This window comes from Amycolatopsis sp. NBC_01488, assembly GCF_036227105.1.
Classification (GTDB): domain Bacteria; phylum Actinomycetota; class Actinomycetes; order Mycobacteriales; family Pseudonocardiaceae; genus Amycolatopsis.
Map to the genome: position 1 here is coordinate 9,062,621 of NZ_CP109434.1, position 14,771 is coordinate 9,077,391.

The following is a 14,771-nucleotide window of genomic DNA, read 5'->3' on the forward strand; positions in this document are numbered from 1 at the left end:
ACCCGGATGCCCCCGGCCGCGCCGCCCGCTCCTTTCCGGCCGGGAAAGTCTCGGTGAACTCGGGGCTGCTTCGGCCTACGGCCTTCGCCGGATCCGCCGGTGAGAAATCACCCAACCGCCCGAAAGATCCGAAGAAAGTCGGTTGTCCGGGTAGGTGAGCACCTGGTGTAGTCGTGGGGCCGCTCACGGCAACCGCTTCCACTGTGGACATTGGAAGGACTGATCCCCTTGGCTCCCCAGCGCTGGTTCACCCTGCTCAGAAACGCCACCACCGCACTGGCCGCGGTCGCCGCGGCCGCGTCGTTCGCCACCCCGGCGATCGCGGCCCAGCCGCCGTCCACCGACGTCGTCGGCGGGACCCGGGCCGCTCAGGGCGAGTTCCCGTTCATGGTCCGGCTGTCCATGGGCTGCGGCGGCGCCCTGTACACGAACCAGATCGTGCTGACCGCCGCCCACTGCGTCAGCCGGACCGGGGCCAACACCTCGATCACGGCGACCGTCGGCGTCGTCGATCTGCAGAGCACGAGCGCCAAGAAGATCAAGTCGACCTACGTCTACCAGTCGCCCACCTACGGCACCTCGACCGGCGGCGACTGGGCGCTGATCAAGCTCGCGAGCCCGGTCACCGGCCTCTCGACGCTGCCGATCGCGACGACGTCGACGTACAACACCGGCACGTTCACCGTGGCCGGCTGGGGCGCGGCCAGCGAAGGCGGCGCCCAGCAGCGGTACCTGCTCAAGGCGACCGTCCCGTTCGTCGACGACGCCACCTGCCAGGCCCAGGGCGGCAGCTACCCCGACCTCATCCCGAGCGCCGAGATCTGCGCGGGCAACCTCGCCTCCGGCGGGGTCGACACCTGCCAGGGCGACTCCGGCGGCCCGATGTTCCGCCGGGACAACGCCAACGCGTGGATCCAGGTGGGCATCGTCTCCTGGGGTGACGGCTGCGCCCGGCCGCACGCTCCCGGCGTCTACACCGAGGTGAGCACGTTCGCGTCGAAGATCGCCGCGGCCGCCGCTTCGCTCTAGCTCCCTGTCATGAGGGGCACCTTCATGGACTTCACAGCCATGAAGGTGCCCCTCATGACATTCAGCGGGTCTTGTCCAACCGGGACAGTGCCTCTTCGTAGCCGTTCACGAGATCCGCGACGACGTCGGCGACCGGCCGCACCGCGTTCATCCGGCCGACGATCTGCCCGACCGGCATCGACACCACGCTCGGGTCGTTCGCCGCGTGGATCCGGTTGTGGGCGTGGGAAACCAGCAGGTTCTGCAGCGGCATCGGCAGCGGCTCGGGCGCGTCCGCCGCGGCCCACGCCTCGGTCCAGCGGGTCTTGAGCAGCCGGGCCGGCTTGCCGGTGTAGATCCGCGTCCGGACGGTGTCCGACGACGTCGCGCCGACGAGCGCCTGCTGCATCGCCACCGACTCGCCCATGGTCTGCAGGTACTCCTCGGTGGCGAGCCACATCGAGCCCATCCACACGCCGGACGCGCCGAGCGCGAGGGCCGCGGCCATCTGCCGCCCGGAACCGATCCCGCCCGCGGCGAGCACCGGCACGTCGACCGCGTCGACGATCTCCGGCACCAGCACCATGGACGCGATCTCGCCGGTGTGCCCGCCGGCTTCGTAGCCCTGCGCGACCACGAAGTCGACGCCGTTTTCGACGTGCCGGACCGCGTGCTCGGCCTTCCCGGCGAGCGCCGCCACCGGCACGCCCTGGTCGTGACACTGGCCGATGACGTCCGCCGGCGGCGAGCCGAGCGCGTTGGCGATCAGCTTGATCGGGTGGTTGAGCGCGACCTCGACGTGCGACCGGGCGACCGAGTGCAGCCAGCCGAGGACGCCCGCGCGTTCGTCGGTGTCGTCCGGCAGCGGCGGCACGGACAACTCGCGAAGGACGCGGTCGACGAACGCGCGGTGGCCGTCCGGGATCAGCTTCGCGAGGTCGACCTGGGTGCCCTCGGCGGGCACCTTCGCCGGCATCACGATGTCGACGCCGTAGGGCTTGCCGCCGGTGTTCTCGTCCATCCAGGTGAGCACCCGGTCGAGCTCGGCGGCGTCGTTGAACCGGACGCAGCCGAGCACGCCGAGCCCGCCGGCGCGGCTGAGCGCCGCGGCGACGTGCTCCGAGGGCGTGAACCCGATGATCGGCAGATCGATGCCGAGCCGGTCGCACAGGGGTGTCCGCACTGGTCGTGTCCTCCTAGACGGGCTGGGCGGTGGCCGGTTCGTGCTCGGCGGCGTAGCGCTGCGCCCACGGGTAGTCCGGCTTGCCGCTGGGCGAGCGGCCGATCTCGTCGGCCAGCCAGACGGTGCGCGGCACCTTGTAGCCGGCGATCTCGCCTCGTACGTGCTGCTCGATCCCGGCGAGATCGGCCTCGGCGCCCTCGCGGAGCTGGACGACGGCGGCGACGCGCTGGCCGGTCCGTTCGTCCGGGATCCCGATGACGAGCGCGTCGAAGACGTCCGGGTGCGACTTGAGCGCGCCCTCGACCTCTTCCGGGTAGACCTTCTCGCCACCGGTGTTGACGCACTGGGAGCCGCGGCCGAGCAGCGTGACGGTGCCGTCCTCCTCATAGCGGGCGTAGTCACCCGGAACGACGTACCGGACGCCGTCGACCTCGACGAAGATCTTCTTGCTCTTCTCGGGATCGCCGTAGTAGCCGAGCGGGACGTGCCCGCGGCGGCCGATCAGCCCGACCGCGCCGGGCTTCTGCTCGACGAGGTTGCCGTCGTCGTCGAGCAGGATGGCGTCCTTGCCGAAGCTGACCCGCGGACCGGCGCTGTGGTCGGAGCCCTTGGCCACCATGCCGATCCCGGTGAAACCGCTTTCGGACGAGCCGATCGCGTCGGTGATCACGGCGTTCGGCACGAGTTCGACGAACTCCTGCTTCACCGACTGCGAGAACAGCGCGGCGTGGCTGGAGACGGCGACGACCGACGAAGCGTCGTAATCGCCCTCCCGGAACGCCTCGATCAGCGGCCGCGCCATGGCGTCGCCGACGATCGTGAGGACCTGGACCTTGTGCTCCTGCACGGCCTTCCAGATCTCGTGGGCGTCGAAGCGCGGCACGAACACCACGGGGCTGCCGGTGAACAGGGCGCCGAACGCGGCCCACTGCGCGGCGCCGTGGATCAGCGGCGCGGCGGGCAGGCGCGTCAGGCTCCCGGCCTTGCCCTGCTCGGCGAGCGTCCACTCGTCCGGGACGTACTCGCCGGTGACGAAGTTGATCCCGCCGCCGAGTGCACGCCAGATGTCCTCGTGGCGCCAGAGGACGCCCTTCGGGTAGCCGGTGGTGCCGCCGGTGTAGAGGATGTAGAGGTCGTCGTTGCTGCGCTCTTCGAAGTCGCGTTCGGGGCTTTGGGCCGCGAGCGCGGCTTCGTAGTCGACGCCGCCGTAGCTCGAGTAGTCGCCGTCGCTGCCGTCGTCGATCACGACAACGTGTTTCAGTTTCGGCGATTCCGGCAGCGCCGCCGCGACCTTGTCGGCGTAGCTTCTCTCGTGCACGAGCGCGACGAGGTCGGCGTCGTTGAAGAGGTACACGAGCTCGCCGTGCACGTAGCGGTAATTGACGTTGACGGCGATCGCACGCAGCTTGTACGCGGCGATCATCGCCTCGAGGGCCTCGATCGAGTTGCGGGAATAGACCCCGATGTGGGACCCGCGTCCCACGCCGTGCGCGGCGAGGTGGTGGGCGAGCCGGTTGGCCCGCGCCTCCAGTTCGGCGAAGGTGACTCGCCGGTCGCCGCACACGACCGCGACGCGCTCCGGCACGGCGTCGACGGCGTGCTCCAGAAGATCCGCGATGTTGAGTGCCACGTCCTCAAAGTAGAACATGTTATCGTTCTGGGCAATGGCACTGCTCCTTCAGGAGGTTTTCGTGGGTGAACCGCACGCGCTGGTCTCGCAGGAGGGGCAGACCCTCGTCGTCACGATGAACCGGCCCGAGGCGCGCAACGCGATCACCGGCGAGATGATGTCGATCATGGTCGACGCCTGGGACCGCGTCGACTCGGACGACGGGATCCGCAGCTGCGTCCTGACCGGCGCGGGCGGCGCGTTCTGCGCGGGCGCGGACCTGAAGTCGATGTCGCGGAACTTGCCGTCGGAGTCGTTCTCCTCCGGCCGCTTCGACCCTTCGCGCATCCCGGGGCTGCTGAAGGGACGTCGCCTGACGAAGCCGCTGATCGCGGCGGTCGAGGGCCCGGCGATCGCGGGCGGGACGGAGATCCTCCAGGGCACGGACATCCGGGTGGCCGGCGCGTCGGCCCGCTTCGGGGTGTCGGAGGCGCGGTGGGGCCTGTTCCCGATGGGCGGGTCGGCGGTGCGGCTGCCCCGCCAGATCCCGTACACGGTGGCCGCGGACATCCTGCTGACCGGACGCCACCTTTCCGCCGACGAGGCGTTGGCGATCGGCTTGATCGGGCACGTCGTCCCGGACGGTTCCGCCCTCACGAAGGCCCTCGAACTGGCCGCGCTGGTCAATGCCAACGGGCCGGTCGCGGTCCGGGCGATCCTGCGGACGATCCGGGACACCGAGGGACTCCACGAGGAAGAGGCCTTCAAGCTGGACTCGCAGTACGGGATCGAGGTCTTCGCGTCGGAGGACGCGAAGGAGGGCCCGCGGGCGTTCAGCGAGAAGCGAAAGCCGGAGTTCCGCGGCCGCTGACGCGCCATCGCCGTGATCGAAGCCGGAACTCACGTGATCAGGGCCGCAACTCGCGTGACGGAAGCCGTAACCACGAGTTCCGGCTCCGATCACACGAGTTCGGCCCCCAATCACGCGAGTTCGGTCCTTGATCACGCGTGATCAGAGGGGCATCACGCGTGACTGGAGGGGCATCAGGCGTGATTGAGGGGGCATCGGCGCGATGCCCCCTCAGACACGCGCGATGCCTGCCCAAGCACGCGTGATGCCCCTTTGTGCACCGTTCTTGTAGAACGTGTTACATGCGGGTGCAGCTGGATCTTGCTGCCAGAACGAGAACGTGTTTCACTCATGGATGTGACCGAGACACCACTGGCGGCACCTCTCAACGTCGGCTTCGACTACACGCGCTCCACCGGGCCCGTTCTGGGCCGGTTCGTGAACGCGCTGCGGGAGCGGCGCATCGAAGGCATCCGGGGCAGTGACGGGCGCGTGCACGTCCCGCCGGTCGAGTACAACCCCGGCACCGCCGAACAGCTCAGCGAGTTCGTCCCGGTGGCCGACGAAGGCACCGTCGTCTCCTGGTCGTGGTGTCCCGAGCCGCTCGACGGGCAGCCGCTGTCCCGCCCCTTCGCCTGGGCGCTCGTGAAGCTCGACGGCGCTGACACCGCGATGCTGCACGCCGTCGACGCCGGCACGCCCGACAAGATCCACAGTGGCCAGCGGGTGCGGGTCAAGTGGGCCGACGACACCGTCGGGCACATCCGCGACATCGCCTACTTCCTCCCGATCGACGCCGAGGACACCGCGCCGACCGAGCCCGCTCCGCCGGTCGCCGAGCGCGAAGAGGGTGCGCCGGTCAGCGTCATCATCACCCCCGTCCACCTGCGCTACCAGCACTCCGCGTCGCCCGAGGAGAGCCGCTACCTGCGCGGGCTCGCCGAAGGCAAGCTGATCGGGCAGCGCTGCCCGAAGTGCGAGAAGGTCTACATCCCGCCGCGCGGCGCGTGCCCGACCGACGGCGTCCCGACGACCGACGAGGTCGAACTGCCCGACACCGGCATCGTGACGACGTTCTGCATCGTCAACGTCCCGTTCCTCGGCCAGCGCCTCAAGCCGCCGTACGTCGCCGCGTACATCCTGCTCGACGGCGCCGACATCGCCTTCCTCCACCTCGTCCTCGGCTGCGCCGCCCAGGACGTCAAGATGGGCATGCGCGTGCGCGCCGCCTGGAAACCCCGGGACGAGTGGTGGACGTCGCTGGAGAACATCAGCCACTTCGAGCCGACCGGCGAGCCGGACGCGGCCTACGAAACCTTCGCCCACCACCTGTGAGGTCCTGATGCCAGACGTCGCCATCGCGGGCTTCGCCAAGGCCCCCAACGTCCGGGAGACCGAGGGCACCACCAACGGCGTGGAGATGCTCGTCCCGATCTTCGCCGAGGTCTTCGCGAAGACCGGGCTGTCCAAAGAGGACATCGGGTTCTGGTGCTCCGGCTCGTCGGACTACCTGGCCGGGCGCGCGTTCAGCTTCATCGCCGCCGTCGACGCGATCGGCGCCTTCCCGCCGATCCACGAGTCGCACGTCGAGATGGACGCCGCCTGGGCGCTCTACGAAGCCTGGCTGAAGATCAAGATGGGCGAGGTCGAGACCGCGCTCGTCTACGGCTTCGGCAAGTCCAGCGCCGGCCAGCTGCGCCGGGTGCTCGCCCTGCAGCTCGACCCGTACGTCGTCACTCCCCTGTGGCCCGACTCGGTTTCGATCGCCGGGATCCAGGCGCGGCTGGGCCTCGAAGCCGGGCTCTGGTCCGAAAAGGACCTCGCCGAGGTGGCCGCGCGCGGCACGGGCCAGGACGTCAGCGAACTGCTCGACACGCCTTACTTCGCGGATCCGTTGCGCAGGCACGACATCGCGCCGATCACCGACGGCGCCGCCGTGATCGTCCTGTCCACTGTGGACCGCGCGAAGGACGTCGTCGAGCACCCCGCCGTGATCACCGGCATCGAGCACCGCGTCGACTCCCCCGTCCTCGGCGCCCGCGACCTCACGCGCAGCCCGTCCACCGAGGCCGCGGCGAGCGCGCTGGACCTCGACGGCGCCGACCTCGCCGAGCTGCACGCGCCGTTCACGCACCAGGAGCTGATCCTGCGGACGGCGCTGAAGCTCGACGACAGCGTCAAGATCAACCCCTCGGGCGGCGCGCTGGCCGCCAACCCGATGTTCTCCGCCGGCCTAGCCCGCATCGGCGAAGCCGCGACCCGGATCCACAGCGGCGAATCCCGCAAGGCCGTGGCGCACGCGACGAGCGGCCCGGCCCTGCAACAGAACCTGGTGACCGTGCTGGAGGCCCGATGACCAAGCAGCTCACCGCCGTGCTCGGCACCGGCCAGACGCACCACCGCGCCAAGCGCCAGGACGTCTCGATGCCCGGCCTGCTGCGGGAGGCGATCGACCGCGCGATGGCCGACGCCCAGGTCGGCTGGGCCGACATCGACGCCGTCGTGCTCGGCAAGGCGCCGGACCTGTTCGAGGGCGTGATGATGCCCGAGCTGTTCCTCGCCGACTCCCTGGGCGCGACCGGAAAGCCGCTGCTGCGCGTGCACACCGCGGGGTCGGTGGGCGGGTCGACGGCGCTGGTCGCGGCCTCGCTCATCCAGTCCGGCGTGCACCGCCGGGTGCTGACCGTGGCGTACGAAAAGCAGTCCGAGTCGAACGCGATGTGGGGCCTGTCGATCCTGCCGCCGTTCCAGATGCCGGTCGGTGCCGGCGCGGGCGGCTACTTCGCCCCGCACGTGCGCTCCTACATCCGCCGCTCCGGCGCGCCCGAGCACGTCGGGGCGATCGTCGCCGCGAAGGACCGGCGCAACGGCGCTCTCAACCCCTATGCGCACCTGCGGCAGGCCGACATCACGGTCGAGTCGGTCCAGAAGTCGCAGATGCTGTGGGACCCGATCCGCTACGACGAGACGTGCCCGTCGTCCGACGGCGCGTGCGCGATGGTCCTCGGCGACGAGGCCGCCGGGGACGCCGTCGAGGGCGGGGCCGCGTGGATCCACGCGACGGCGATGCGCACCGAGCCCACGACGTTCGCCGGCCGCGACCAGGTCAACCCCCAGGCCGGGCGGGACGCCGCGGCCGCGCTGTGGGCCGAAGCCGGGATCAAGGACCCGATGTCCGAAGTGGACGTCGCCGAGATCTACGTGCCGTTCTCGTGGTTCGAGCCGATGTGGCTGGAGAACCTGGGCTTCGCGCCCGAAGGCGAAGGCTGGAAGGTCACCGAGGCCGGCGAGACGGCGATCGGCGGGCGGCTGCCGTGCAACCCGTCCGGCGGGGTGCTCTCGTCCAACCCGATCGGCGCGTCCGGCATGCTTCGCTTCTCCGAAGCCGCGAAGCAGGTCATGGGCCGCGCCGGGGACTACCAGGTCGACGGCGCGCACATCGCGGTGGGGCACGCCTACGGCGGCGGGTCGCAGTACTTCTCGATGTGGGTCGTCGGCGCGGACAAGCCACGTTGATACGCTCGACCCACCATGCCGAGACTCGCTGACCACGAGCAACGCCGCCGCCAGATCGCCGAAGCCGTCTGGCGGATCGCGAGCGCGCGGGGCCTCGAAGACGTGTCGCTGCGCAAGGTCGCGGCCGAGGCGGGCGTCTCGCTGCGGCTCGTCCAGTACTACTTCGGGACGCGGGACGACCTGCTGCTCGGAGCGCTCGAGATCCTCAACGCCGACGCCGAGCCGAGCATCCGAGCGGGTATCGGGCCGGCGGAGGACGCGACGCCGCGCGAGGTGCTGCGGGCCATGCTCGTCGGGATGCTGCCGGTCGACGACGAGCGCCGCACGCGTTACCTGGTGCACCTCGCGTACTTCGTCCGGTCCCTTTCGGACCCCGGGCTGGCATCGGCGTTCAGCGCCGCGCCGTCCGAGCTGGAGCGGCTGACCGCGGACCTGCTGGCGTGGGGCCGCGATCGCGGCGAGGTCGCCCACGACCTCGAGCTGATGCCGGAGGCCGAGCTGCTCCTCTCGAGCGTCGACGGCCTGCAGACCAGCATCATCCTGAGCCAGCGCACGCCGGAGGCGGCGATCGCGCTGATCGACCACCAGCTCGACCGGCTGTTCCCCATCCGACCGAAAGCAGGCGGACCCGGTCCGCAGGTGATCAGCGCAAGCCGCCCGTTTCCGCCGTGACTGCGGTCGGCCGGGGAACCAACAGCACCGTTAGCCTCGCGAACGTCGCCACCTGAGCGCGAGCAGCGTCCCGACCACCCCGGTCACGACGCCGACGGTGGCCGGCACGGCGACCGGCGGGTCCACCACGATCACCGGCTCGAGCACGACCGGGGCCGGTGGCTGGATCGGCTTCGGCGGCGCGTCCGAGCCGGTCGCGGTCCACGCCGTGACGAACACGAGCAGCCGGGCGATGAGCGAGATGAAGAAGATCAGGCCGATGACCGAGCCGAAGGCGATGCCGGTCGGCGAGTTGCCGATCAGCCGGAGGTAGAACCCGCCGGCCAGCTTGAGCACCTCGAACCCGACGGCCAGGGCGATCGCGCCGCGCACCGCGCTGCGCACGCCCACCTTCTGCCGCGGCAGCCGGGTGAGCACCCACAGGAACACCAGCCAGTCGGCGGCCAGCGAGAGCGGCACCGAGGACGCCGAGACGAGCTGGTGCCCCCAGCTCGTGTCGTCCAGCCCGGCCAGGCGCAGCAGGTAGCCGCCGAGCGCGGTGCCGGAGATGGTGAGCGTGAAGGACACCAGCAGCGCCGCGCTCAGGCCGAGCAGCGCGAGCAGGTCGACGGCGATGAGCCGCGGCAGCGACTGGTCCGACCGGTTCTGCCCCCACAGCGCGGTGAGCGAGTCCCGCAGCGCGTTCATCCAGTTCCAGCCCGAGTAGAGGCCGATGGCCAGACCGAACAGCCCGACGCTGGTCCGCTGCTCGACGAACCCGGTGAGCAGGTCGGTGGCCTTGTCGCCGAGGCTGCCGGGCAGCGTGGACACGATCGCGTGGACCATCGTGCCGAGCAGGTGCGGCTGGCTGGCCAGCACGAACCCGGCCACCGACGACGCCACCATCAGCAGCGGCACCAGCGACAGCAGGCTGAAGTAGGTGATCGACGCGACGTAGTGGTAGCCGCCGCAGTCGATGTAGCGGTTGGTGGCGCGGGCGATGTGGTCCAGCCACCGGTACCGGGCGCGGGCCCGGGCCCAGAGGCTCGGGGCCTTCGGGGAACTCTTCACGGACACTGTCTACCCAGCGGAGGGCCTCTTCGCGCAGGCAACACGCGGTCGGACCAATCCGATCGAGGTCAGCCGAGGACGACCGGCTCGGTGCCGTCGTCCACCGGCAGCGCGGCGTCCGTCGTCGCGAACACCGTGCTGCCCAGGAAGTCGAGCTCGCAGCCGAGGGTGGCGAGGAACGAGGTGTCCGCGGCGTCGCGGCCGGTGGAGATGCGCAGCATGGTCTGGCGGGGGGCCAGGCGGGTGGCGTCGAAGACGTACCAGTGGCCGTCGATCCCGGCCTCGAAGACGGCGTGGAAGTCCATCGGGGACAGCCCGGGCGCGTAGACGCCGACGTAGCGCGCCGGGACGTCGAGGGACCGGCACAGCGTGATGCAGACGTGCGCGAAGTCGCGGCAGACGCCTTCGCCGGCCAGGAGCGTGTCGATCGCGTCGTCGGTCCCCCGGCTGGAGCCGACCACATAGGACAGTCGCTCGTGGACGTGCCGGACGATGGCGTCGACCTTCTTCTTGGCGCTCTTCACGGAGAACAGCTCCGGCGGCACGAGCCCGGCGATCCGGTCGGACGGGCAGTACCGGCTCGGCCGGGTGAAGACGGCGGCGTCGGCGAGCGTGACGGGCTCGGGTTCGGGTTCGGCCAGCGCGCGTTCGGCGTGGTAGGTCACGCGGTGCTCGCCGGCGGGCAGCTCGAAGACCTCGGCGCGGGTCCCGTGCTCGAATTCGACCAGCTCGCTTTCGCCGTGCCAGGACACGGCCAGCTCTTCGGTGTCGGCGTGCGCGGCGGCGACGGAGATCGCCGCGGGCCCGGGCTCGGTGACCCGGACGGAGAACTCGACGTCGACGGTCGCTCGGGGGGCCATCGCCTCATGATGTCATGGTCCGGTGACCACGATCGCGCTCTTCCACTCCGTGCTGGGCCTGCGGCCGGTCGAACTCGGCTTCGCCGACCGGCTGCGGGCGCGAAGCCGCGGCGCGGCCGGGTGCCGACGCCCGGGTGTTCACCTACCCGGGCGCCGGCCACTTCTCCACCCGCCCCGACGGCCCCGACGAAGCCGCGGCGGCGCTCACGTGGGAGCGCGCCGCGGACTTCGTCAGGCTTCGTCAGGCGTAGCGGACCGGGTAGTGCTTGATGCCGTTCAACCAGCTCGACCGCAGCCGCACCGGGGGTTCGGCCTCGGTGATCGCCGGCATCACGTCGGCGATCGCGTTGAAGATCAGGTCGATCTCCAGGCGGGCCAGGTTGGCGCCGATGCAGTAGTGCGAACCGGTGCCGCCGAAGCCGACGTGCGGGTTGTCTTCGCGGAGGACGTCGAACTTCTCCGGATCGTCGAAGACCTCGTGGTCGAAGTTGGCGGAGCTGTAGAACATGCCGACGCGGTCGCCCTTGCGGATGTGCGCGCCGCCCAGCTCGGTGTCGCGGGTGGCGGTGCGCTGGAACGCGACCACCGGGGTGGCCCAGCGGACGATCTCGTCCGGCGCGGTCTTCGGCCGCTGCTCCTTGTAGAGCTCCCACTGGTCCGGGTGGTCGAGGAACGCCTTCATGCCGTGCGTGATGGCGTTGCGCGTGGTCTCGTTGCCGGCGACGGCGAGCAGGATGACGAAGAACCCGAACTCGTCCGAGCCGAGGGCCTCGCCGTCGACGTCGGCCTGGATCAGCTTCGTGACGATGTCGTCCATCGGGCACTTGCGCCGGTCCTCGGCCATGTTCCACGCGTAGCCGATGAGCTGCGCGGACGCCTCCAGGGGCTCGACCTCGTACTCCGGGTCGTCGTAGGCGACCATCTGGTTCGACCAGTCGAAGATCTTGAGCCGGTCTTCCTGCGGGATGCCGATCAGCTCGGCGATGGCCTGCAGGGGCAGCTCGCACGCGACGTCGGTGACGAAGTCGCCGGTCCCCTTCTTGCGCGCTTCGTGGACGATCCGCTCTGCGCGGTCGCGCAGGGTGTCCTCGAGCTTCGAGATCGAGCGCGGGGTGAAGCCCTTCGACACGATCCGGCGCAGCTTCGTGTGCTGCGGGGCGTCCATGTTGAGCAGGACGAGGCGGTTCGCGTTGAGGCGGTCCTCGGTCATGCTCTCGTCGAAGCGGATGATCGCGGTCTTCTCGCTGGACGAGTAGAGCGTGCTGTCGCGCGAGACCTCCTTGACGTCTTCGTGGCGCGAGACGACCCAGTAGCCGTCGTCGCCGAAGCCTGCGGTGTTGGTCTTCTGGGGGTTCCACCACACGGGCGCCGTCCGCCGGAGCTCGGCGAACTCGGCCAGGGGCAGCCGTTGGGCGTAGAGGTCCGGGTCCGTGAAGTCGAACCCGGCGGGGATGAGCGGAGCGGCCACTTTGCCTCCCACTGTTCGCCTTGAAACACGTTCTAACGGCGATTAGAGCATACGGCGTTAACTTGGGGAAGACTGTTCAGTGAAACCCGTTAACTTGACCGATGAGGCCAGGTGAACGAGCGCTCATTCGACAAAGATCAAGATCATGCCGACCCTGGGGTCGCTTGCGCATAACGATAACTTGTTCTAGTTTTTTGGTTACTGGACAGCGTTACCCGACGAAAGGGACGACATGGGCGTGCCGGTCATCGTCGAAGCCGTGCGGACCCCGATCGGCAAGCGGGGCGGGCTGCTGGCCGGCCTGCACGCGGCCGAGCTGCTGGGTGCCGCGCAGCAGGCCCTCCTCGACCGCGCGGGGATCGACCCGGCCCTGGTCGAGCAGCTGATCGGCGGCTGCGTCACGCAGGCGGGCGAGCAGTCCAACAACGTGACGCGCACGGCGTGGCTGCACGCCGGCCTCCCGGAGACGGCGGGCGCGACGACGATCGACGCCCAGTGCGGCTCGGCGCAGCAGGCGACCCACCTGGTCGCCGGCCTGATCGCGGCCGACGCGATCGAGGTCGGCGTCGCGTGCGGGGTCGAGGCGATGAGCCGGGTCCCGCTGGGCACGAACCGGGGGTCCGGCTCGCCACGGCCGTCGTCGTGGTCGATCGACCTGCCCAACCAGTACGGCGCCGCGGAACGCATCGCGGTCCGCCGCGGGCTGACGCGCGACGACGTCGACGCGTTCGGCGCGGCGTCCCAGCGGAAGGCCGCGGCCGCGTGGGAGGCCGGGCACTTCGACCGCGAAGTGGTGCCGGTGAAGGCCCCGGTCCTCGCCGACGACGGTTCCGCGACCGGCGAGACGCGCCTGGTCGGCCGCGACCAGGGCCTCCGCGAGACGACGGTCGAGGGCCTGGCACGGCTGAAGCCGGTGGTGGAGGACGGCATCCACACCGCCGGAACGTCGTCGCAGATCTCCGACGGCGCGGCGGCCTTGCTCCTGATGGACTCCGCACGGGCTGCTTCGCTCGGACTCCGGCCCCGGGCCCGGATCGTGGCGCAGGCACTGGTCGGCGCGGAGCCGTACTACCACCTGGACGGCCCGATCCGCGCGACCGAGCGGGTGCTCGCCCGCGCCGGCATGACGATCGCCGATCCGGACCTGTTCGAGGTCAACGAGGCGTTCGCATCGGTGGCGTTGTCGTGGCAGCGGGTCCTGGAGCCCGATCCTTCCCGCGTGAACGTCAACGGCGGCGCGATCGCGTTGGGACATCCGGTGGGCAGCACCGGGGCCCGGCTGCTGACGACGGCGTTGCACGAGCTGGAACGCCGCGACGCAGCGACGGCGCTGGTGACGATCTGCGCCGGCGGCGCCCTGGCCACGGCGTCGATCATCGAACGGCTCTAGCCGGCCAGCGCGCCGGGGTGGCGGGTCATCTCGGCGAAACCGGCGGACAAAGCGTGAGCCGCCGATTCGGCGGAAAACGACCAATGCACCGAGAACCCCTGGCTGGTCGAGAGGTCAACCTCGCCGTAGCGCATGACAGGCAGCCGGCGGTTGTTCTTGAACCGCCGGTCGGGTCCACCCCTTTTATTCACGTACTGCCAGGTCGTGTCCACCTGGACGGCGTCGGGCGGCACCGTCCCGTCTTCGATGAACCGGGTGCTTCCCGGGACCACCGAAACCGACCCGTAGGGCAGGTCCGCATAGGTGTTCCGGTCCCGCACCAGGATGCGATCCGGCAGGAAGTAGACCGACCGGGTTGCCGCTTGCAGAGAGGGAACGGCGATGTTCGCCTTGAGATGAGCCGAACCGCCCACCCCTCGGCGCAGTGACTCACGGCGCACCAGAGAACCCGCGCCCGCGTTCACCTTGCGCTGGTAGGTGGTCTGGAGATCGCCGCGCGCGATGGTGCTCCACGCGCTGTGCGCCCGGCAGACCTCGTCGAAAGACCCGAGCAGGCGCTCGAACTGTGCCTGCGCGGGGCCGTCCACCTCGTAGAACGCCACCACCGTCCGGCGGACCTTGTCCCGCCAGCCGACCCAGAGGGTGAGCGGGAGAGCGACCAAGAGTATCCAAGGAGTCGCGGCGACGAGGAACAGGCTCACGATGAGCACCCAAGGCCACATCCGGTGCGCTCTCGCCGCGGCGTTGAGCTGCGTGACGAGTGTGGTGGGTGTCGCGGGCAGAAGCTCCTCCGCGCGTCTGCCGGTCACGTCGGACAGCACGACATCGCCGAGTTCGGGCAGCACCGACGCGGGTACCGGCAGGGATCCGCGAGCAGCGGAGCGCCGGGCGCGGTGGCCGCCCGAGGTCGCGCGGTACGACACTCCGGCGACACCAACCCGTACATAGCTGCCGCGTGGACCGGTGCCCACGCGCAGCCCCGGGATACCGGCCGAAACACCGATGCCCGACTTCGAAACGCCCACCCGGAGCGGTCCGAGCCGGATGCTGGTGCGCAGGTAGATCGACATGCGTGCCTCGCTTCCCGTCCGCCACCCACGTCGCATCGGAGACGGGATCCGCTACGGAAGACCACCGACCGCAACAAGGCCGAGATCATCACGTG

At 70.2% G+C, this 14,771-nt stretch carries 13 protein-coding genes; 7 read left to right on the forward strand and 6 right to left on the reverse strand.

The genetic code is table 11. The annotated features are described in order from the left end of the window. Positions 1-228: 228 nt before the first annotated feature. The gene (locus OG738_RS42525; protein WP_329049601.1) at positions 229-1,029 is read left to right on the forward strand and encodes a S1 family peptidase; all 801 of its coding nucleotides are present in this window, start codon (positions 229-231) and stop codon (positions 1,027-1,029) included. A 61-nt stretch (positions 1,030-1,090) separates the two neighbouring features. Here the strand turns inward: OG738_RS42525 and OG738_RS42530 are convergent, their stop codons facing one another. Together OG738_RS42530 and OG738_RS42535 are read right to left on the reverse strand one after the other, a co-directional pair. After that, a complete protein-coding gene (locus OG738_RS42530; protein ID WP_329049602.1) occupies positions 1,091-2,191 on the reverse strand; it encodes an NAD(P)H-dependent flavin oxidoreductase in 1,101 nt (366 codons plus the stop codon). Between the two features lie 13 nt (positions 2,192-2,204). Continuing rightward, positions 2,205-3,821, reverse strand: coding sequence for an acyl-CoA synthetase (locus tag OG738_RS42535; RefSeq protein ID WP_329049604.1), 1,617 nt, complete (start codon positions 3,819-3,821; stop codon positions 2,205-2,207). A gap of 61 nt (positions 3,822-3,882) precedes the next feature. Here OG738_RS42535 and OG738_RS42540 point away from each other — a divergent pair, with 61 nt between their 5' ends. The 5 genes from OG738_RS42540 to OG738_RS42560 all read left to right on the forward strand — a co-directional run bounded on the left by OG738_RS42540 (position 3,883) and on the right by OG738_RS42560 (position 8,838). Then, positions 3,883-4,671: a crotonase/enoyl-CoA hydratase family protein gene (locus tag OG738_RS42540; protein ID WP_329049606.1), complete on the forward strand. Its 789-nt coding sequence runs from the start codon at positions 3,883-3,885 to the stop codon at positions 4,669-4,671. A 330-nt stretch (positions 4,672-5,001) separates the two neighbouring features. Then, positions 5,002-5,985, forward strand: a complete 984-nt coding sequence (locus OG738_RS42545; protein WP_329049607.1) for a Zn-ribbon domain-containing OB-fold protein — start codon at positions 5,002-5,004, stop codon at positions 5,983-5,985. A 7-nt stretch (positions 5,986-5,992) separates the two neighbouring features. Continuing rightward, complete coding sequence (locus OG738_RS42550; RefSeq protein WP_329049608.1) at positions 5,993-7,006, forward strand: thiolase domain-containing protein; 1,014 nt, start codon at positions 5,993-5,995, stop codon at positions 7,004-7,006. Next, the gene (locus tag OG738_RS42555; RefSeq protein ID WP_329049609.1) at positions 7,003-8,166 is read left to right on the forward strand and encodes a thiolase domain-containing protein; all 1,164 of its coding nucleotides are present in this window, start codon (positions 7,003-7,005) and stop codon (positions 8,164-8,166) included. The genes OG738_RS42550 and OG738_RS42555 overlap by 4 nt, the downstream gene beginning before the upstream one ends. 15 nt (positions 8,167-8,181) lie before the next feature. Continuing rightward, positions 8,182-8,838, forward strand: a complete 657-nt coding sequence (locus OG738_RS42560) for a TetR/AcrR family transcriptional regulator (protein WP_329049611.1) — start codon at positions 8,182-8,184, stop codon at positions 8,836-8,838. A 30-nt stretch (positions 8,839-8,868) separates the two neighbouring features. Here OG738_RS42560 and OG738_RS42565 read toward each other — a convergent pair whose 3' ends face one another. The 3 genes from OG738_RS42565 to OG738_RS42575 all read right to left on the reverse strand — a co-directional run bounded on the left by OG738_RS42565 (position 8,869) and on the right by OG738_RS42575 (position 12,216). After that, positions 8,869-9,888: a YhjD/YihY/BrkB family envelope integrity protein gene (locus tag OG738_RS42565; protein WP_329049614.1), complete on the reverse strand. Its 1,020-nt coding sequence runs from the start codon at positions 9,886-9,888 to the stop codon at positions 8,869-8,871. A gap of 68 nt (positions 9,889-9,956) precedes the next feature. After that, positions 9,957-10,748, reverse strand: a complete 792-nt coding sequence (locus tag OG738_RS42570) for a transglutaminase-like domain-containing protein (RefSeq protein WP_329049615.1) — start codon at positions 10,746-10,748, stop codon at positions 9,957-9,959. A 241-nt stretch (positions 10,749-10,989) separates the two neighbouring features. Next, positions 10,990-12,216, reverse strand: a complete 1,227-nt coding sequence (locus OG738_RS42575) for a cytochrome P450 (RefSeq protein WP_329049616.1) — start codon at positions 12,214-12,216, stop codon at positions 10,990-10,992. Positions 12,217-12,448: 232 nt separating this feature from the next. Here OG738_RS42575 and OG738_RS42580 point away from each other — a divergent pair, with 232 nt between their 5' ends. After that, complete coding sequence (locus OG738_RS42580; RefSeq protein ID WP_329049617.1) at positions 12,449-13,606, forward strand: steroid 3-ketoacyl-CoA thiolase; 1,158 nt, start codon at positions 12,449-12,451, stop codon at positions 13,604-13,606. On the opposite strand, the gene OG738_RS42585 is transcribed toward OG738_RS42580, so the two are convergent. After that, positions 13,603-14,676: a DUF4236 domain-containing protein gene (locus tag OG738_RS42585; protein WP_329049618.1), complete on the reverse strand. Its 1,074-nt coding sequence runs from the start codon at positions 14,674-14,676 to the stop codon at positions 13,603-13,605. The genes OG738_RS42580 and OG738_RS42585 overlap by 4 nt on opposite strands. Between the last annotated feature and the right edge of the window lie 95 nt (positions 14,677-14,771).